This is a genomic window from Actinomadura latina NBRC 106108, from assembly GCF_001552195.1.
Taxonomy (GTDB): domain Bacteria; phylum Actinomycetota; class Actinomycetes; order Streptosporangiales; family Streptosporangiaceae; genus Spirillospora; species Spirillospora latina.
The window spans coordinates 317,708-336,372 of sequence record NZ_BCQS01000007.1 but is presented as its reverse complement, the minus strand read 5'-3'; the positions used below and the strand labels follow the sequence as shown (position 1 = coordinate 336,372).

At 73.0% G+C, this 18,665-nt stretch carries 18 protein-coding genes; 11 read left to right on the top strand and 7 right to left on the bottom strand.

The genetic code is table 11. The features are described 5' to 3' along the window. Positions 1-397, top strand: a 397-nt coding sequence (locus AL2_RS13690) for an alpha-glucosidase C-terminal domain-containing protein (protein ID WP_174550841.1), incomplete at its 5' end; no start/stop codon positions are given. 2 nt (positions 398-399) lie between these two features. Beyond that, the gene (locus tag AL2_RS13685) at positions 400-1,830 is read left to right on the top strand and encodes a maltokinase N-terminal cap-like domain-containing protein (RefSeq protein WP_067633714.1); all 1,431 of its coding nucleotides are present in this window, start codon (positions 400-402) and stop codon (positions 1,828-1,830) included. A 13-nt stretch (positions 1,831-1,843) separates the two neighbouring features. Here the strand turns inward: AL2_RS13685 and AL2_RS13680 are convergent, their stop codons facing one another. Further along, positions 1,844-2,602 carry a GntR family transcriptional regulator gene (locus tag AL2_RS13680; RefSeq protein WP_067633712.1) on the bottom strand — a complete coding sequence of 253 codons (759 nt, stop codon included), beginning with the start codon at positions 2,600-2,602 and terminating at the stop codon, positions 1,844-1,846. Positions 2,603-2,803: 201 nt separating this feature from the next. Between AL2_RS13680 and AL2_RS13675 the strand changes: the two genes are divergently transcribed. The 3 genes from AL2_RS13675 to AL2_RS13665 all read left to right on the top strand — a co-directional run bounded on the left by AL2_RS13675 (position 2,804) and on the right by AL2_RS13665 (position 6,054). Further along, positions 2,804-3,022, top strand: a complete 219-nt coding sequence (locus AL2_RS13675) for a hypothetical protein (protein WP_067633710.1) — start codon at positions 2,804-2,806, stop codon at positions 3,020-3,022. A gap of 402 nt (positions 3,023-3,424) precedes the next feature. Next, a complete protein-coding gene (glgB, locus tag AL2_RS13670; RefSeq protein WP_067633709.1) occupies positions 3,425-5,656 on the top strand; it encodes a 1,4-alpha-glucan branching protein GlgB in 2,232 nt (743 codons plus the stop codon). 44 nt (positions 5,657-5,700) lie between these two features. Continuing rightward, a complete protein-coding gene (locus AL2_RS13665; protein WP_067633707.1) occupies positions 5,701-6,054 on the top strand; it encodes an ACT domain-containing protein in 354 nt (117 codons plus the stop codon). Positions 6,055-6,082: 28 nt separating this feature from the next. On the opposite strand, the gene AL2_RS13660 is transcribed toward AL2_RS13665, so the two are convergent. Beyond that, complete coding sequence (locus AL2_RS13660) at positions 6,083-6,940, bottom strand: NUDIX hydrolase (RefSeq protein WP_067633705.1); 858 nt, start codon at positions 6,938-6,940, stop codon at positions 6,083-6,085. Between the two features lie 100 nt (positions 6,941-7,040). On the opposite strand from AL2_RS13660, the gene AL2_RS13655 reads away from it, so the two are divergent. The 3 genes from AL2_RS13655 to AL2_RS13645 all read left to right on the top strand — a co-directional run bounded on the left by AL2_RS13655 (position 7,041) and on the right by AL2_RS13645 (position 9,786). Further along, positions 7,041-7,529: a PaaI family thioesterase gene (locus tag AL2_RS13655; protein ID WP_245666628.1), complete on the top strand. Its 489-nt coding sequence runs from the start codon at positions 7,041-7,043 to the stop codon at positions 7,527-7,529. Between the two features lie 74 nt (positions 7,530-7,603). Then, a complete protein-coding gene (sppA, locus tag AL2_RS13650) occupies positions 7,604-9,307 on the top strand; it encodes a signal peptide peptidase SppA (RefSeq protein ID WP_067633704.1) in 1,704 nt (567 codons plus the stop codon). After that, positions 9,292-9,786 (top strand): flavin reductase family protein, encoded by a 495-nt coding sequence (locus AL2_RS13645; RefSeq protein ID WP_083946488.1) that lies wholly within the window; start codon positions 9,292-9,294, stop codon positions 9,784-9,786. The genes sppA and AL2_RS13645 overlap by 16 nt, the downstream gene beginning before the upstream one ends. Positions 9,787-9,810: 24 nt before the next feature. On the opposite strand, the gene hutI is transcribed toward AL2_RS13645, so the two are convergent. The 5 genes from hutI to hutH form a co-directional block, all read right to left on the bottom strand. After that, on the bottom strand, positions 9,811-10,983 hold the full coding sequence (gene hutI, locus AL2_RS13640; protein WP_067633702.1) for an imidazolonepropionase: 1,173 nt from the start codon (positions 10,981-10,983) through the stop codon (positions 9,811-9,813). Then, positions 10,980-12,335 (bottom strand): formimidoylglutamate deiminase, encoded by a 1,356-nt coding sequence (locus AL2_RS13635; RefSeq protein ID WP_067633701.1) that lies wholly within the window; start codon positions 12,333-12,335, stop codon positions 10,980-10,982. The genes hutI and AL2_RS13635 overlap by 4 nt, the downstream gene beginning before the upstream one ends. Positions 12,336-12,344: 9 nt before the next feature. Next, entirely contained in the window at positions 12,345-13,544 is a 1,200-nt protein-coding gene (locus AL2_RS13630) for an allantoate amidohydrolase (protein WP_245666624.1), read from the bottom strand. A gap of 83 nt (positions 13,545-13,627) precedes the next feature. Continuing rightward, complete coding sequence (gene hutU / locus AL2_RS13625; protein ID WP_083946477.1) at positions 13,628-15,280, bottom strand: urocanate hydratase; 1,653 nt, start codon at positions 15,278-15,280, stop codon at positions 13,628-13,630. A gap of 10 nt (positions 15,281-15,290) precedes the next feature. Then, positions 15,291-16,835, bottom strand: coding sequence for a histidine ammonia-lyase (gene hutH / locus AL2_RS13620; protein ID WP_067633698.1), 1,545 nt, complete (start codon positions 16,833-16,835; stop codon positions 15,291-15,293). Between the two features lie 80 nt (positions 16,836-16,915). Between hutH and AL2_RS13615 the strand changes: the two genes are divergently transcribed. The 3 genes from AL2_RS13615 (at position 16,916) to AL2_RS13605 (ending at position 18,664) form a co-directional block, all read left to right on the top strand. Beyond that, positions 16,916-17,695: an IclR family transcriptional regulator gene (locus AL2_RS13615; protein WP_067633696.1), complete on the top strand. Its 780-nt coding sequence runs from the start codon at positions 16,916-16,918 to the stop codon at positions 17,693-17,695. A gap of 127 nt (positions 17,696-17,822) precedes the next feature. Continuing rightward, a complete protein-coding gene (locus AL2_RS13610; RefSeq protein ID WP_067633694.1) occupies positions 17,823-18,272 on the top strand; it encodes a YbaB/EbfC family nucleoid-associated protein in 450 nt (149 codons plus the stop codon). Beyond that, the gene (locus AL2_RS13605) at positions 18,269-18,664 is read left to right on the top strand and encodes a YbaB/EbfC family nucleoid-associated protein (protein WP_067633692.1); all 396 of its coding nucleotides are present in this window, start codon (positions 18,269-18,271) and stop codon (positions 18,662-18,664) included. The genes AL2_RS13610 and AL2_RS13605 overlap by 4 nt, the downstream gene beginning before the upstream one ends. Position 18,665 lies beyond the last annotated feature (1 nt).

The window sequence follows — 18,665 nt, the reverse complement described above, 5'->3', positions numbered from 1 at the left end:
CCAGGCCAACAACCCCGGCAGCCTGCTGCACTGGACCCGCAAAATGATCGAGATCCGGCAGCGCCACCCCGTCTTCGGCGTCGGCTCCTACGTCGAACTCTCCGCCTCCAACCCCTCCGTCCTCGCCTTCACCCGCGAGATCAACGGTGGGGACGCCAACCAGTGGGGCGGCATGGACACCGTCCTCTGCGTGAACAACCTGTCCCGTTTCCCGCAGCCGGTGGAACTCGACCTGCGGCGCTTCCGCGGCTCCGCGCCGATCGAATGCATGGGCGGCGTCCAGTTCCCGGCCATCGGCGAACTCCCGTACCTGCTGACGCTTCCCGGACACGGCTTCTACTGGTTCCTGCTTCCGCCGGCGCCCGGGGAGACCGAACCGGGCGAAGGAGTGATGTAGCCGTGCCGCCGCCCGACCCTTCCCTCGTCCGGCTCCTGTCCGACTGGCTGCCCCGGCAGCGGTGGTTCGGCGGCAAGGACGTCCCCATCGAGGAGCTGTCCATCGGCACCGCCACCGAACTGCGCGCCGGCGACCCCGCACTCCACCATCTCGTCCTCGACGTCCGCCAGAACGGCGCCACCGAGCACTACCAGCTGCTCCTCGGCGTCCGCCACGAGCTGCCCGAGCGGCTGCAGTCCTGCGCGATCGGGCGGACGTCCGGCGAGCCGGCGGTCACCGGGCACGTCTACGACGCCGTCCACGACCCGGAACTGACCGGGATCCTGCTCGACTTCATGGCGGACGAGACGGCCGTCGAGCCGCTGCGGTTCCGCCGCGCCCCCGGGACCGGCATCCGCACCGGCCTGGACGGCCTGCCCACCTCGGCCGAGCAGAGCAACACCTCGCTCATCTTCGACGACGCCTACATCTGCAAGCTGTTCCGGCGCCTGTCCCCCGGCGTCAACCCCGACCTGGAGGTCAACCTGGCGCTGTCACGCCAGGGCTGCGAGCACGTCCCGGCCGTGCACGGCTGGATCGAGCTGGAACCGGGCGCGCACGGCGGCGGCGACGAGCCGGTCACGCTGGCGCTGCTGTCGGAGTTCCTCCGCACCGGGACGGACGGCTGGCAGCTCGCCCTCACCAGCGTCCGCGACTGGTTCGCACAACCGTCGCCGCCCGGACCGGTCGCGGCGTTCACGACCAGCGACGCGGGCGACGCCGGCGGCGACTTCGCCGCCGAGGCCGAGCGGCTCGGCGCCGCCACCGCGCAGGTGCACCGCGACCTCGCCGCCGCGTTCGGCGTGACCTGGACGCCGCCCGAGGTGCTGCGGGACATCGTCTACGGGATGAACGAGCAGCTCGACCAGGTGACCGCCGCCGTCCCGGAGCTGCGCCCGCACGCGCACGCGATCCGCGCGGTGTTCGACCAGGTCGCGTCCGAGGCGGCGTCGCTGCCGTTCCAGCGGGTCCACGGCGACTACCACCTCGGCCAGGTCATGCGCACCGACGCGGGCTGGGTGCTGCTGGACTTCGAGGGCGAGCCCGCCCGCGCCCCCGCCGAGCGGCGCGCCCTCGCGCACCCGCTGCGCGACGTCGCGGGAATGCTGCGCTCCTTCGAGTACGCCGCGCGGTTCCTGCTCGCGCGGGACGGCGGCCTGCCCGCCGACACCGCCGACACGCTGGAGCAGCGCGCCCGGACGTGGGCGGAGCGGAACCGGGCGGCGTTCTGCGACGGCTACGCGGCGGCCGGCGGGCCCGACCCGGCCGCGCACGCGGCGCTGGTCCGGGCGTTCGAGTTCGACAAGGCCGTCTACGAGGTGCGGTACGAGGCGCGGAACCGGCCCGCGTGGCTGCCCGTCCCGCTGAAGTCGCTGGCCAGCCTCGCCGGCTGACCGTCCCGCCCGGTCAGAGGTCGATCGAGTAGTCGAGGACGACGCGGTCGGCGGGCAGCACGATCTCCCGGCACACCTCCATGACGCCGTCGCGCGCGAGCATCCGGCGGGTGATGCCGAGGACCGGCACGCCGCCGGTCATCCGGAGCGTCTCGGCCTCCTCGGGGGTCGGCATGCGGGACCGGACGGCCTCCTCCACCCGGATCGGCGGATGCCCGAGGTAGGCGAGCTGCGCGAGCGTCCCGCCGGGCCACGGCTCGCGCGCCGGGTCGGAGACGGGCGTGTCGCCGACGAGGTCCCACGGCAGGTAGTTGACGGATATCTGCTGCGGTTCGCCGCGCGCGTGGAAGACGAACCGGCGGCGCAGCAGCTCGGTGCCGGCCGGCAGCTCGAACAGCGCGCCCAGCTCACCGTCCGCCCGCACCCGGGTGAACTCCTTGTCGAGCCGGTACTCCGCCCAGGTGATCTTCTGGTCGCGGGTGAAGGTCGTCTCGGGGACGGCCAGCGGCCGGCTCACCGCGCGGTACCGGTCCATCGCGACGCGGCGCGCCGGCGGGACGACCTTGACGAGGGTGCCGCCGCCGCGGCGGGTCTCGACGAGGCCCTCCCCGCGCAGCAGCGCGACCGCCTGCCGGACGACGATCTCCGACACGCCGTGGGTCTCGCACAGCTCGGCGATGGTCGGCAGCCGGGTCCCCGGCGGCAGGCTGCCCTCCCGGATCCCCTCCCGCAGCGTGTCGGCGATGCGCAGGTAGGCGGGACGGTCCGGCACCGGCGTCACCTCCCAACTCGGTTGCCAGGCGTTCGAATCACGTTCGACCTGGTGTTCGATCCTTGCTCGTCCCTCCCTGCCATCCATACCTTCCACGCGCTATCCGCGAGGGAACGGTCCGCTTACGGACAGCTTGACACCTCTCAGACCAAGTAAGACTTTTGTATACAGAAGAACGGCCTCGGGGAAGGGACGACCTTGATGGGCGACTTCGATGAGTTGAAGGCGGCCATCGAGGAAGAGTTCCCGGGCTGGCAGGTGTGGCGCAGTGACGCGGGACGCTGGTATGCGACCCGCAGCGGCGACCTCAGCGACGCCGAACTCCAGGCGGGATGTGCGATGACCGTGGCCGCGGACGACTCGGCGGGGCTCCGCGGACTGCTCGCCGAACAGGCGCGCCAGGGACGCGGGGACAGGTGAACGGGCGCCATGGGGAACGGCGCGGCCCGGTCCGCGAGCGGGGGCGGACCGGGCCAGGGCCCTCCGGCACGGCAGGTACCTGTGTCGCTGAGGTGACACATGAGTGGATCCCTGGGCGGTGGGGTCGGTGTCACCCCTGGGGCGAGGCTGCCGTTCCCCGAACGGGCGGGGGCCCGAACGGGCGGGCCCGGAAGGGCGGAGCCCGCTGGACGTGGCCGCACGGGCGGCGCCATTCGGCGCGACCCCACGACGAAGAGTCGAGCCGCCCGTGCGACCGCAACCCGTCCTCCAGGCGATCATGAACTTCAAGCTCGTGGAAACAGGCCGGCCCGTCATGTGAGACCGGCGCTTCTCGGGGCACCCCTACAGGGATGAAGCTCAGTGACGGGAGGCCATGAGGTCATGGCACGGGTGACGCGCGCGGAGATCGACCGGCTCGTCGGCGGCGACCACCACGATCCGCACGGCGTCCTCGGGGCGCATCCGGGCAAGGACGGCGTGACGGTGCGGGCGCTGCGGCCGCTCGCGGAGAAGGTCGAGGTCGTCCTGCCCAACGGCGACCGGTATCCGCTCAGCCATTTTCACGAGGGCCTGTTCAGGGGCACGCTGCCGGCCGGGACGTCGCTCGCCGACGGCGACGAGGGGAAGGCGCCGCTGGCCGTCCCCGACTACCGGCTCGCCGTCACCTACGGGGACGGCATCGAGTCGGTCCAGGACGACCCCTACCGGCATCTGCCGACGCTCGGCGACCTCGACCTGCACCTGATCGGCGAGGGACGGCACGAGGAGCTGTGGCAGGCGCTCGGCGCGCGGCCCCGCTCCTACGCGTCCGCGTTCGGCACCGTGCACGGCACGGGTTTCGCGGTGTGGGCGCCGACGGCGCGCGGCGTGCGCGTGGTCGGCGACTTCAACCACTGGGACGGCCGCGCCCACCCGATGCGGTCGCTCGGCTCCACCGGCGTCTGGGAGCTGTTCGTCCCGGGCGTCGGCGACGGCATGTGCTACAAGTACGAGATCCTCGGCGCGGACGGCGTGTGGCGCAGCAAGGCCGATCCCATGGCGCAGTGGACGGAAGGCCCCCCGGCGACGGCGTCCCGCGTGTTCACCTCGTCCTACGAGTGGGGCGACGGCGAATGGATGGACGGCCGCAAGGACCACGACTGGCTGCACGAACCCATGAGCGCGTACGAGGTGCATCTCGGGTCGTGGCGGCCTGGGCTCGGCTACAGGGAACTGGCCGAGGAGCTCACCGAGTACGTACGCGACATGGGGTTCACGCATGTCGAGCTGCTCCCGGTCACGGAACACCCCTATGGCCCGTCGTGGGGCTACCAGGTGACGTCCTACTACGCGCCGACGGCACGGTTCGGCGACCCGGACGACTTCCGTCACCTCATCGACCGGCTCCACCAGGCGGGTATCGGCGTCATCATGGACTGGGTGCCGGCCCACTTCCCCAAGGACGAATGGGCCCTGGCACGGTTCGACGGCACCGCCCTGTACGAGCACGACGACCCGACGCGCGGCGAGCATCCCGACTGGGGGACGCTCGTGTTCAACTTCGGGCGCGCCGAAGTCCGCAACTTCCTCGTGGCGAACGCGTCGTTCTGGCTGGAGGAGTTCCACATCGACGGCCTGCGCGTGGATGCCGTGGCCTCGATGCTGTACCTCGACTACTCGCGCAACGAGGGCGAGTGGTCACCGAACATCTACGGCGGCCGGGAGAACCTGGAGGCCATCTCCTTCCTCCAGGAGATGAACGCCACGGTCTACAAGCGCAACCCGGGCGTCGTGACGATCGCGGAGGAGTCGACGGCGTGGCCGGGCGTGTCCCGTCCGACCCATCTCGGCGGGCTCGGGTTCGGGTTCAAGTGGAACATGGGCTGGATGCACGACACGCTCCAATACCTGCACCACGAGCCCGTGTTCCGGCACTACCACCACAACGAGATCACGTTCTCGCTGGTGTACGCGTTCTCGGAGAACTACGTCCTGCCCCTGTCGCACGACGAGGTCGTCCACGGCAAGGGGTCGCTGCTGAGCAAGATGCCCGGCGACGCGTGGCAGCAGTTCGCGGGGCTGCGCGCCCTGCTCGCCTACATGTGGTCGCATCCCGGCAAGCAGCTGCTGTTCATGGGGCAGGAGTTCGGGCAGGGCGCCGAATGGGCCGAGGAGCGCCCGCTCGACTGGTGGCTGCTCGACAACGCCGCCGAGGGCGCCAACCACCTCGGGCTGCAGAAACTCGTCCGCGACCTGAACCGCGCCTACCAGGCCGAGTCCGCCTTGTGGACGCGCGACAGCGACCACGAGGGGTTCCGCTGGATCGACGGCAACGACGCGGGCGGCAACACCCTCTCCTACCTGCGCTACGGCACGCCCCGGGACGGCGGCGAGCCGCCGGTCGTCGCGTGCGTCGTCAACTTCGCCGGCAACCCGCATGAGAACTACCGGCTGGGCCTGCCCCGCGCGGGCGGCTGGCGGGAGGTCGTCAACACCGACGCCTACGACTACGGCGGCAGCGGCGTCGGCAACATGGGCCGCGTCGACGCGACCGCCGACCCGTGCCACGGGCTGCCCGCGTCCGCGGTGCTGCGCGTCCCGCCGCTGGGCGCGGTCTGGCTGGTTCCCGAATAAAGCTCGTTCCCGCAAAGGGCTCGCGCCTGCATAGGGTGGTGCGCATGCAGCGCCTGCACATCGTCCCCGGCCAGTTCACGGTGGAACACCTGCCGCACGCGACGTTCCCCGAGGACGACGAGTGGATCGCGCTGGTGCGCGCCCCGGAGGGCCTCACCATCGTGCGGGACGCGTCACCGTTCGCCGAGGTCGAACGCTGGGCCGGCTTCTACGGCGACGCGGGCCACGGCCTGGACGTGCCCGGCATGCTGGCCGCGATCGTGGGGCCGCTCGCGGAGGCCGAGGTGCCCGTCTTCGTCGCGTCCACGTACCACGCCGACCTCGTCCTCGTCCCCGAGCACCGGCTGAAGGACGCGACGACGGCGCTCCGCGACGCGGGCCACCGGGTCGAGGTCTAGCCGCGCGCAGAGCTAGAGGCGCAGCGATCTAGAGGCGGTCGAGGAGCCAGCGCGGGCCGGTGACGGCGGCGCCGGCCGCCTCGCAGCGGGCGCGCAGCTCCCGGTCCGCCGTGACCACCAGGTGCGCGGTGTCGGGCCCCGCCCGCTGGACGAGGTCCACGATCTGGTCGTCTCCGCTGCCGGGCGCGGCCACCACGCTCACCCCGCCGGACGGCTCGTCCGCGACCCGCCGCGCCGCGCCCTCCACGACCATGACGACCTCGGGGAAGCAGTGGTCGAACGGGACGACCCCGGCGGGCAGGCCCCGCACGCCGGAGTCCAGTGCCTTCAGGTCGTCGCGGAGCCGCGCGTTGGCTCCCGCGCGGTCCTTCCACCAGCCGTCTGCGCGCGCGCCCACGACGTTGGCCGCGTCCACGACGAGGACGAGGCCCTTCATCGCGTCCTGCAGGCGGGGCCACGACCGGGCGAACGGCTCGAACAGCTTGCGGTCGGTGACCTCTTCCAGCTGGACCCATTCGGCCCTGCGCGTCTCCCTCGACGCGGCGTCCACGGGGATGCGCGCGGACAGCGACCCCAGCACGGACGTGTACCTCCAGCCGCCGTGGTCCTCGACGCTGGTGCCGTGCACGTTCACCACTCCGGTGTCGAGCGTGCACTCCTCGGACGTCTCGCGCAGCGCGCCGGTGACGGCGTCCTCGTGGCTGTGCAGCGCGCCGCCGAACATGCCCCACGTCCCGCCGCCGATCCCCCACCACGCGCGCTGCTGCAGCAGGATCCACACCTGGCCGCCGGGGTCGCGGTGGTAGGCCAGCAGTCCCGCGGCGCCGAACCGCCCCCAGTGCGTGTGGCCCTGCCCGCAGCCGGCCCAGCCGTCGCCGTCTCCCATGCGTCCGAGGTTAGCGCCGGACGCCCGTGATGAACCGCATAGTGCCGCGTCCCCGGCGACCGAATACCATTCGAAGATCACCGTGATCAGGGAGAGTGAGTTGAGCGTCGACGCGAGCACGGAGGCCTTGCAGGAGGCCGCCGAACTGTGGAACACGCTGTCCGGCGCCGGCTTCATCCAGGCGATGATCGACAAGCGGCTGCCCGAGATCTCCGACATCAGCGACTACATCGGCCAGGCGGTCCGGTTCGCCGAGCCCGGCCGGGTGGACATCGCGTGGACGCCGGAGGACAAGCTCTGCAACCCCGGCGGGACCGTCCACGGCGGCTACATCGCGATGATCCTCGACAACGCGGTCTGCCTCGCGGCGAGCAGCACGTGCGACCGCTTCATGCCGATGCTCACGCTCAACCTCAACGTCGACTACCTGCGCGGCGTCCAGTCCGGCCAGACGTACACGGTGACCGGGACGTGCCTGCACCCGGGCGGCACCCGGATGGTCTCCAACGCGCTGGTCACCGACCCGCAGGGCCGCCCCGTCGCGCAGGCGTCCGCGAGCGTGATCCCCAACAAGGCGTTCGCGCGCTGAGGTCCTCCCTCCGGCGGAACGCGGCCGGACCCGGGGCGCGGGAAGGGCCGCGGGCGAGCGCATAGGCTGGTGCCATGGTGGATCCCGGCACAGTCCTCAACGTGATCAAACAGGCCCGCGACCGGCGGACGGCCCCGCTGATCCTCGAGCTCGACCTCACCGACGGGCTCATGGAGACGCCGCCGTCCGACCCGATCGCGGCGATCCTGTCCATGCGCCGGACGAACCTGCGGGACGTCCTGGACGGGCTGCGCCGCGCCCGCTCCGACAGCCGGGTGCGCGCCCTCGTCGTGAAGGTCTCCGGGGGCATCGGGCTGGCGCTGGTCCAGGAGCTGCGCGAGGCCGTCCAGGGGCTGCGGAACGCCGGCAAGCTCACCGTCGCGTGGGCCGAGACGTTCGGCGAGGGCGGGCGCGGCACCGTGCCGTACTACCTGGCCACCGCCTTCGACAAGGTCTACCTGCAGCCCACCGGCGAGGTCGGGCTTACCGGGATTGCGCTCGAGGAGCCGTTCTTCGCGGGCGCCCTGGAGAAGGCCGGCATCCAGCCGCGGTTCGCCAAGCGGTACGAGTACAAGACCATGGCGAACACGTTCATGGAGAAGACCTACACGCCCGAGCACGAGGAGTCGTCCCGGCGGCTCGTCACCTCGCTCGGCGAGCAGATCGCCGCCGGGGTCGCCGCCGCCCGCGGCCTGCCCGCGGACAAGGTCCGCGAGCTGGTCGACCGCGGCCCGTTCCTCGCCGCCGAGGCCCTCGACGAGCGGCTCGTCGACCGCCTCGCCTACCGCGACGAGGTCTACGCCGACCTGCGCGCGGAGTTCGGCGCGGAGGCGCAGCTCCGGTTCGTCTCCCGCTACAACCGCGCGCACGGCCTCGCGGGGCGCATCCCGCAGCCCGGCAGGCAGGACGTCATCGCGCTGATCAACGGGCACGGCCCGATCCGGCTCGGCCGCAGCGGCCGGGGCGGCCCGCTGCCGAACTCCGGCCCCGCGATGGGATCCGACACGATCGGCGCGGCGTTCCGCGCCGCCGTGAAGGACGACCGCGTCAAGGCCATCGTGTTCCGGGTGAACAGCCCCGGCGGCTCCGCCGTCGCGTCCGACGCGATCTGGCGCGAGGTCGTCCTCGCCCGCCGCGCCGGCAAGCCGGTGATCGTCTCCATGGGCAACGTCGCCGCGTCCGGCGGCTACTACGTGTCGATGGCCGCGGACACCATCGTCGCGCAGCCCGGCACGCTCACCGGCTCGATCGGCGTCGTCGTCGGCAAGGCCGTGGTGAGCGGCCTGCTCGACCGCGTCGGCATCGGCCTCGGCGCCGTCGCCGACGGCGACCACGCCCGCATGCTGAGCGCCACCAAGGACTTCAGCGACTCCGAGTGGGAGCGCGTCAACGCGTCCCTCGACCAGATCTACGACGACTTCACCGCGAAGGTCGCCGAGGGCCGCGACCTGTCCCGCGAACGCGTCCACGAACTGGCCCGGGGCCGCGTCTGGACGGGCGCGGACGCCAAGGACAACGGCCTCGTCGACGAACTGGGCGGCATCGACACGGCCCTCGGCCTGGCCCGCAAGAAGGCGGGGCTGGCGGCCGACACGCCGATCCGGGTCTATCCGCACACGTCGCCGCTGGAGCGGCTCCGCCCGCCGGAGTCCAGCGAGGACCGCGCCGCCGCGTCCGCCCGCTTCGACGGGTGGGGCTCCCTCGGCGGCCTCGCCGCCCGCCTGGGCCTGCCCGCCGCGGGCCCGCTCACCCTCCCGGGAACCTGGGAGATCCGCTGAGCGCCGACTTCGTCGAGGCCGTCGCGGGCTTCGCCACGGGCGTGGTCGTCCTGACCGTCCGCGACGGCCGCGACGACCTCGGCACGACGGTGACCTCGTTCATGTCCGTCTCCCTGGACCCGCCCATGGTGCTGGCGGGCGTGGCGACGTCGTCCTACCTCTCCGAGGTGCTCAACCGCCGCCCCCGCTGGGCGGCGACGATCCTCTCCTCGTCCCAGCGCGCCCTGGCCGGCCGGTTCGCGGCGGAGGGCCGCCCCAGCGCCCGCATCCTGCTGGCCGCCGAACCGCACCACCGCGGCGAGCATTCGGACGCCCTGATCCCCGAAACGGGCATCTCCGCCCTGGAATGCGAAACCCGCCAGACCATCGAAGCGGGGGACCACACCCTCTTCGTAGCCGAAGCCCTCGCGACGGACTACATCACCCGCGACCAGAAACCCCTGGTAAGGGCGAACCGCCGCTATCTCAGGGGCGACTAGAGCGCCCGACCGCGGCGACCCCGGCTACTGGCGGCCCCCGACCCGGTGGCCCGCTTTCCACACGGCGGCCGTTTGGGGGACGCCGGGGCGGTAGGCGAGGTGGATGTGGGACGGGGCGTCCAGGACGTGGACGTCCGCGCGGGCGTCCACGGCGAGGTGGCCCACGTCGGTGCGGCGCAGGGCCCGGGCGCCGCCGGCGGTGGCGGACCAGACGGCTTCGGCCGGGGTCATGTGCATGTCGCGGACGGCCACGGCGATGCAGAACGCCATGCTGGAGCTGTAGCAGGAGCCCGGGTTGCAGTCGGTGGCGAGCGCGACGGTGGCTCCGGCGTCCAGGAGGCGGCGGGCGTCGGGGTAGGGCTGGCGGGTGGAGAACTCGACGCCGGGGAGCAGGGTCGCGACCGTCTGAGACGCGGCCAGGGCGTCGATGTCGGCCTCGCTGAGAAAGGTGCAGTGGTCCGCTGACGCGGCGTCCAGTTCGACGGCGAGTTGTACGGCGGGGCCTTGGGTGAGCTGGTTCGCGTGGAGGCGGGGGCTCAGGCCCGCTTTCATCCCCGCCCGCAGGATCTCGCGGGTCTGGTCGGCGTCGAACGCGCCTTCCTCACAGAAGACGTCCACCCAGCGGGCGTGCGGGGCGCAGGCGGAGAGCATCTCGGTCGCGGCGAGACGCGCGTAGCCCGGCGCGTCGTCCTTGTACTCGGCGGGGACGACGTGGGCGCCCAGGTACGTCACCTCGTCGGCGAGTTCGGCGGCGATGCGCACCGCGCGTTCCTCCTGCTCGACCGTGAGGCCGTAGCCGGATTTGCACTCGACGGTCGTCGTTCCCTGGCGCGCCATCTCGTCGATGAGGCGGCGCAGGTTCGCGCGGAGATCGTCGTCGGACGCGGCGCGGGTCCGTTCGACGGTGGTGCGGATGCCTCCGGCCGCGTACTTCCGGCCGCTCATGCGCGCGGCGAACTCCTCGGCGCGCTCGCCGGCGAAGACGAGGTGGGCGTGGGAATCCACGAAGCCGGGGAGGACGGCGCGCCCGGCGGCGTCGAACGACTCGTCGGCGGCGGGCGCGTCCGCGGACGGCCCGGTCCACGCGACCCGGCCGTCCTCGACCACCAGGGCGGCGTCCCGGATGATGCCGAGGCCGCCGCCGGCGGCGGGGTCGTTGGTGACCAGTTCCCCGATGTTCCCGATGACCGTGCTCAAGCGGGCTCCTCCCGGGTGGCGGCGGTGATGGCCGCGGCGAGGGCGGCGGGGACGTCGTCGATCATGAGGTGGCGGCCGTCGTGGACGATGGGGCGGCCGGAGACGACGACGTGCCGGACGTCGGCGGAGGTGGCGGCGAAGACGGCGGCCTCGGCGGCGTGGCCGGGCGCCGCGCCGGCCGTGCGGACGGAGTCGAGGTCGACGGTGACCAGGTCCGCGTACGCGCCGGGCTCCAGGCGCCCTGCCTCGGGCCAGCCGAGCCCGTAGTGGCCGTTGGAGGTCGCGGCGGCGAGCAGTTCCCCGGCCGTCCAGTGGCCGCGGGCGCGGGTGCGGAGCCGCTCGTCCAGCTCGACGGCGCGGGCCTCCTCGAACAGGTCGATGACGGCGTGCTGGTCGGAGCCGAGGCAGATCGGGACGCCGGCGTCGGCGAGGGTCCGGGCGGGGCCGATGCCGTCGGCGAGGTCGCGTTCGGTGGTCGGGCACATGCACACGCCGGTCATCGTCGTCCCGAGGAGGCCGATGTCCTCGCCGGTGAGGTGCGTCGCGTGGACGGCCGTGGTGAGCGCGCCGAGCGCCCCCGACTCGGCGAGGAGGCGGGTGGGGGTCATGCCGTAGGCGTCCTGGCACGCCTCGTTCTCGGCGGGCTGCTCGGACACGTGGACGTGCAGCGGCGCGCGGTGCTCCTTCGCCCAGGCCGCGACGGCGCGGAGCTGCTCGCGGGGCACCGCGCGGACGGAGTGGATCGCGGCGCCGACGCGGGCGTGCAGCCGGCCCGCCTTGTCGGTCTGCTCGTAGAGGGTGTCGACGCGGCGCGCCCAGTTGCCGGCGGTGCCGTCGCCGAAGCGCAGCTGCGGGCCCTGGAGCGGACGGCCGATGCCGCCGGCGAGGTAGCAGGTGTCGAGGAGGGTGATGCGGATGCCGGCGTCGGCCGCGGCGGCGATCAGCGCCTCGCCCATCGCGTTGGGGTCGGCGTAGGGCGTGCCGCCGGGTTCGTGGTGGAGGTAGTGGAACTCGCCGACGCAGCTGATCCCGGCGAGGGCCATCTCCGCGAACACGGCGGTGGCCAGGGCGCGGTAGGAGTCGGGGTCGAGCCGGTCGGCGACCTTGTACATCTGCTCCCGCCACGCCCAGAACGTCCCGGAGCCCGCTTGGACGCGGGAGCGGAGGGCGCGGTGGAAGGCGTGGGAGTGGGCGTTGGCGAGGCCCGGGAGCGTCAGGCCGGGCAGGCGCTGCGCGTGGGGGGCGGCCGGGACGCCGGCCGCGATGCTCGTGATCCGCTCGCCGTCGGCCTCGATGAGCACGTCGGCCGCCACACCGTCTCCGAGCCAGGCGAACTGGGCATGCCACTGCATAACGGACCCTTACCCGCGTGCCAGGTCGTCCAGTACCGCGGTCAGGGCCTCCACTCCGGCCAGGCAGTCCGCCGGCTCGGCGAACTCGGCGGGCGCGTGCGAGACCCCGGTCGGGTTCCGGACGAACAGCATCGCGGCCGGCAGCCGGGCCGATAGCACGCCCGCGTCGTGACCGGCGCCGGTCGGCAGGACGGGCACGCCGCCCAGCGTCCCGGCCACCCGGTCGCGCAGGGCGCGGTTGAAGTCGACGATCTCGGTGTAGGACTCCTCGGCGAGCTCGACGCTCACCCGGTGCGGGCGCGCGGCGACGCGGGCGGCCTCGTCGACCTCCATCACGGTGCGGCGCACGGCGTCGTCGGCCGGCCCCCGGGCGTCCAGCCAGGCGGTGACGGACGAGGCGATCGCGTTGACCCCGCCCGGCACGACGCCGACCTTTCCGACCGTCGCGACCGTGCCGTTGCGCTCGGCGGCCTCGCGGGCGGCGAGGACCATGCGGGCGAACGGGAGCATCGGGTCGCGGCGGTCGGCCAGGGCGGTCGTCCCGGCGTGGTCGCCCTCGCCGGTGAAGCCGAACCGCCACCGGCCGTGCGGGACGATCGAACTGGCGACCCCTACCGGCCGGTCCAGGGCCCTCCCCTGCTCGACGTGGAGTTCGACATAGCAGGCGATGCGGCCGAGGAGGCCGTCGTCCGCGCCGATCGCCTCGGGGTCGAGCCCCGCGTTGTGCATGACCTCGGCGAACGTGCGGCCGTCGCCGTCGGTCAGCGCACGGGCCCGCGCCGGGTCGATCGCCCCGGTGAGGAGGCGCGATCCCAGGCAGGCCACGCCGAACCGGGCGCCCTCCTCCTCGGCGAACGCCGCGACCCCGACCGGCCGCCCCGGCCGGACGCCGCGTTCCCTGAGCCCGTCGATCGCCGCGAACGCGGACACGATGCCGAGCGGGCCGTCGAACGCTCCCCCGCCCGGGACGGAATCGAGGTGGCTGCCGGTCAGGACGGCGTTGCCCCTCGTCCCGTCCTCCGGGAACCACCAGGCGAACATGTTGCCGTTGGCGTCGTGCTCCACGTCGAGGTCGCGGCGGCGCGCCTCGTCCAGGAACCAGGCCCGGCACTCCAGCTCTGGCGGCGTCCAGGCGAACCGGTGGTAGCCGCCGGTCGCCTCGTCCCGCCCGACCGGCAGCAGCGCCGCCCACATCTCCTCGAAACCCACGCTTCTCCTCCCGCCCCGACACCACCGTTCATCTGCGGCATGTTGTTGTTAAGGGACGCCCCATAACAACAACACGCCGCAACTCAACGCATCGGGATGCGGACGCCGCGCTCGGCGGCGACCTCGGCGGCGCGGTCGTACCCGGCGTCGACGTGCCGCATGACGCCGGTGCCGGGGTCGTTGGTCAGGACGCGCCGGAGCTTCTCGCCGGCGAGGGCCGTCCCGTCCGCGACGCAGACCTGGCCCGCGTGGATGGACCGGCCGATCCCGACCCCGCCGCCATGGTGGATGGACACCCACGTCGCGCCGGACGCGGTGTTGAGCATGGCGTTGAGCAGCGGCCAGTCGGCGATCGCGTCCGAACCGTCCTTCATGCCCTCGGTCTCCCGGTACGGGCTGGCGACCGACCCGCAGTCGAGGTGGTCGCGGCCGAGCACGATCGGCGCGCTGATCTCGCCGCGCGCGACCAGGTCGTTGAACACCTCGCCGGCCTTGTCGCGCTCGCCGTAGCCGAGCCAGCAGATGCGGGACGGCAGGCCCTGGAAATGCACCCTCTCCCCCGCCATCCTGATCCAGCGGGTCAGCGGCTCGTTGTCCGGGAAGAGGTCGAGAATGGCCCTGTCGGTGCGGGCGATGTCCTTCGGGTCACCGGAGAGCGCCGCCCAGCGGAACGGCCCCTTGCCCTCGCAGAAGAGCGGCCGGATATAGGCGGGCACGAACCCCGGGAATTCGAACGCCCGCGTGTAACCGGCGAGCTGCGCCTCCCCGCGAATGGAGTTCCCGTAGTCGAAGACCTCGGCGCCCGCGTCCTGGAATCCGACCATCGCCTCGACGTGCGCGGCCATCGACGCGCGCGCCTTGGCGATGAAGCCGTCCCGGTCCTTGTCGCGCTCGGCGGCCATGTCCTCGAACGCGACGCCGTCCGGCAGGTACATGAGCGGGTCGTGCGCGCTGGTCTGGTCGGTGACGATGTCGATCGGCGCGCCGCGCCGCAGCAGTTCGGGGACGACGCTCGCGGCGTTCCCCAGCACGGCGATCGACAGCGGACGCCGGTGCGTCCTGGCCTCCTCGGCGAGCCGGAGGGCCTCGTCCAGCGAATCGGCCGCGACGTCGCAGTACCCGTGCGCGACGCGCCGCTCGATGCGGGACGGGTCGCACTCGACGCAGATCGCGACGCCGCCGTTCATCGTGACGGCGAGGGGCTGCGCGCCGCCCATCCCGCCGAGCCCCGCGGTCAGCGTGACCGTCCCGGCCAGGGTGCCGCCGAACCGCTTCTCGGCGACCGCCGCGAACGTCTCGTACGTGCCCTGCAGGATGCCCTGCGTCCCGATGTAGATCCACGACCCGGCGGTCATCTGCCCGAACATCGTCAGGCCGAGCGACTCCAGCCGGCGGAACTCCTCCCACGTCGCCCACTGCGGGACGAGGTTGGAGTTGGCGATCAGCACGCGGGGCGCCCACTCGTGCGTCCGGAAGATCCCGACCGGCTTGCCGGACTGGACGAGCAGCGTCTCGTCCCCCTCCAGGTCGGACAGCGACCTGACGATGCCGTCGAAGGCGTCCCAGTTCCGGGCCGCCTTCCCGGAGCCGCCGTAGACGACCAGCTCGTCGGGGTGCTCGGCGACCTCGGGATCGAGGTTGTTCTGGATCATGCGGAGGGCGGCCTCCTGCGGCCAGCCCTTGGCGGCGGTCAGCGCGGCGCCGCGCGGCGCGCGCACGGGACGAGGTCCGGACATGTCGGGCTCCTTACGAGAGGGGGCCGGTGACGGCTTCGGCGGCGGCGGTGAGGGAGCCGTCCCGCACCAGCGCGGTGGCGGCGGCGATCTCGGGGGCGAGGTAGCGGTCCGGGCCGGGCGGCGGGACGGCCTCGCGCAGCTTCGCGACGACGGCGCCGGTGGCCGGGCCGGGACGCAGCGGGGTGCGCAGGTCCAGCGCCCGCGCGGCGGTGAGGATCTCGACGCCGATCACCTGGGCCAGCCCGTCCACCGCCCTGCGCAGCTTCCGGGCCGCGTTCCACCCCATCGAGACGTGGTCCTCCTGCATGGCCGAACTCGGGATCGAGTCGGCGCTCGCCGGGGCCGCGAGCCGCTTCAACTCCGACACGATCCCGGCCTGCGTGTACTGGGCGATCATGTGCCCGGAGTCGACGCCGGGATCGTCGGCGAGGAATGCGGGCAGCCCACCAGAGCGTCCCTTGTCGAGCATCCGGTCGGTGCGCCGCTCCGACATGGAGGCGACGTCGGCGACCGGCACCGCGAGGAAGTCGAGCACATACGCGATGGGCGCCCCATGGAAATTGCCGTTGGACTCGACCCGCCCGTCCGGCAGCACCACGGGATTGTCGATGGCGGACGCCATCTCCCTTCCCGCGACCGTTTCGGCGTGCTGGAGGGTGTCGCGCGCCGCGCCGTTCACCTGCGGCGCACAGCGCAGCGAGTAGGCGTCCTGGACGCGGGTGCAGTCGGGCCCGCGATGCGATTCCATGATCTCGGACGCGGCGAGCAGCGCCCGCAGATTGGCGGCGCTCGCGGCCTGCCCCGGATGGGGCCTGAGCGCCTGCAGATCCGCGGCGAAGACCCGGTCCGTCCCCAGCAGCGCCTCGACGGTCATCGCGGCGGCGACATCGGCCGCCGTGAGGAGCCTCCGGAGATCCTCGATGGCCATGACGAGCATGCCGAGCATGCCGTCCGTCCCGTTCAGGAGGGCGAGCCCCTCCTTGGCCGCGAGCTTGACGGGCGTGATCCCGGCCGCGCCGAGCGCCTCCGCCGCCGGCTTCAGCTCACCGCCCGCGTCCCGGACCGACCCCTCGCCGATCAGCGCGAGCGCGACGTGGGCGAGCGGCGCGAGATCCCCGGAACACCCGAGGCTGCCGTACTCGAAGACCTGCGGGGTGATGCCGGCGTTGAGCAGTCCGGCGAGCGTCCGCGCCGTCGTCGGCTGGACGCCGGTGCGCCCGGTGGCCAGCGTCCGCAGCCGCAGCAGCATCAGCGCCCGGACGACCTCCCGCTCGACCTCGGGCCCCGACCCGGCCGCATGCGACCGGACGATGTTGAGCTGCAGCTGGTCGCGCAGTTCCGGGGCGATGTGCCTCGTCGCGAGCGCCCCGAACCCGGTCGAAACCCCGTACACGGGCGTGGGACGGGCCGACAGCTCCTCGATATGGGCCCGCGCCTCGCCGATCAGCTTCAACGCCTCGTCGGTCAGCGCGACCCGGGCGCCGTCCCGCGCGACGGCGACGACCTGCGGGAACGTCAGCGCTTCCGGCCCGACCTCAACCATAGGAACACCCATACCCACCATTGGACCCGCTCGCCGGCGCCCGTCCCACCCCGGAACGGCGCCATGTGTCTCAGATACGAGACAATGCGGCCATGCCCCAGGTCCCCGCCGCCCGCCGCGCGCTGGCGGTGCTGCGCCTCCTCGCGGCCGCGCCCGGCCCGCTCCCCGCGTCGTCCATCGCCCGCAGCCTGGAACTCCCCCGCTCCAGCACCTACCACCTGCTCACCGCGATGGCGGAGGACGGCTTCGTCGCCTACGTCCCGGAGGAGCGCCGCTGGGGTCTGGGCGTGGCGGCCTTCGAAATAGGCTCCGCCTACCTGCGCCACGAACCCCTGGAGCGCCTGGCCCGTCCCCTGCTCCGCCGCCTGGTCGACCATGTGGGCGAGATCGCCCAGCTCGGCGTCCTGCACGGTGCCGAGACCCTCTACCTCCTCAAGGAGCAGCCGCCCCGGCACGCGACGGTGGTGACCGACGTGGGCGTCCGCATGCCCGCCCACCTGACCGCCAGTGGCCTCTCCCTCCTCGCGCATCTGCCGCCCGCCCAGGTGCGCGCCCTGTTCCCCGGCCGCTTCGTGGACCGCACGGGCAAGGGCCCCACTTCCCTGCGCGACCTGCGCCGCACCCTCGCGGAGGACGCCAGGAGAGGCTGGTCCGCGGAGGACGGCCACATCACCGAGGGATTCGCGAGCATCGCCGCCTGCGCCTTCGACCACACCGGCCATCCCACGGCCGCGATAACCGTCACGTTCCGCCGCGAGGACCACCCGCCGGAGACCTGGCCGGCCCTGGCCGCGCGAATCCGCACGTCGGCGGCGTCCCTGACCACCCGCCTGACCGGCCGGCCACCCGCCCGGACGCCCGCCGGCGCCTGATCACCACGGGACGATTCGCACATTCAGCGACAGATCACCCAGAACAACTGGCTATCCGACATGCCGTGATCATCGCTGATTGGTAAAGTTTCGGCTGATATTCAGTTGACCGTCAGGGGGAGCCGCGATGACCGAACCTTCGCCCGGCAGTCCGGAGGAACGCCTGGCCGAGGCACGGGAAAGGCTGAGGTCACTGCGCACCGCCGGCCATTCCGGTCCGGGCAGAAACGGGATATCCGACCAGGCCCCACCGCTGCCCGGACGCGGTACCGGCACGGCGGACGAGGAGCGCGTCCGGGCGACCGCCGCGGGCGGCCGGCTGACCTCCCTGGCGCTCGACCCGCGCGCCCTGCGGTCCTCGCCGGAGGAGCTCGGACGGCACATCGCCGCGGCCGCCAACGCGGCGCTGGACGACCTGCGCGCCCAGGCGCAGGCCGCGGACACGGAACCGGCCATCGACCCGGCGGCGCTCGTCAGCTCCCTGCGGGACGTCCAGGAACAGGGCCTCCAGCAGCTCGCGATGATCAACCAGTCGATCGGCGAAGCACTCGCCAAGGCCCGGGCGAGCATGCGATGAGCTACGAACGCGCCTCCGAGGACCTCGGCCGGCTGCTCGGCGACGTCCTCGAAACCGCCGCCAAGGCGCAGGACGCCTCCCCCGCCGCGGGCGGGGAGTGCGAGGGCCACGACCCCGACCGGACGGTCCGCGCGGTCGTCGCCCCCGGCGGCCGGATCGAGTCGGTCGAGATCGGGCCCCGGGCCGCGCGGCTCGGCTCCCAGGAGATCGCCGAACGCGCGATGGCCGCGATCAACGACGCGCTGGACGCCATGGCCGCGTCGTCCTCCCCGGCCGGGGCCCTGGACGACGAGCTCATCGGCCGCCTGCGCGAAACCCAGGACCAGAGCCTGCGGCAACTCGGCGAATACACGCAGTCCTTGCGCGACCTGATGAACGGCTTCGAGCGCTGAC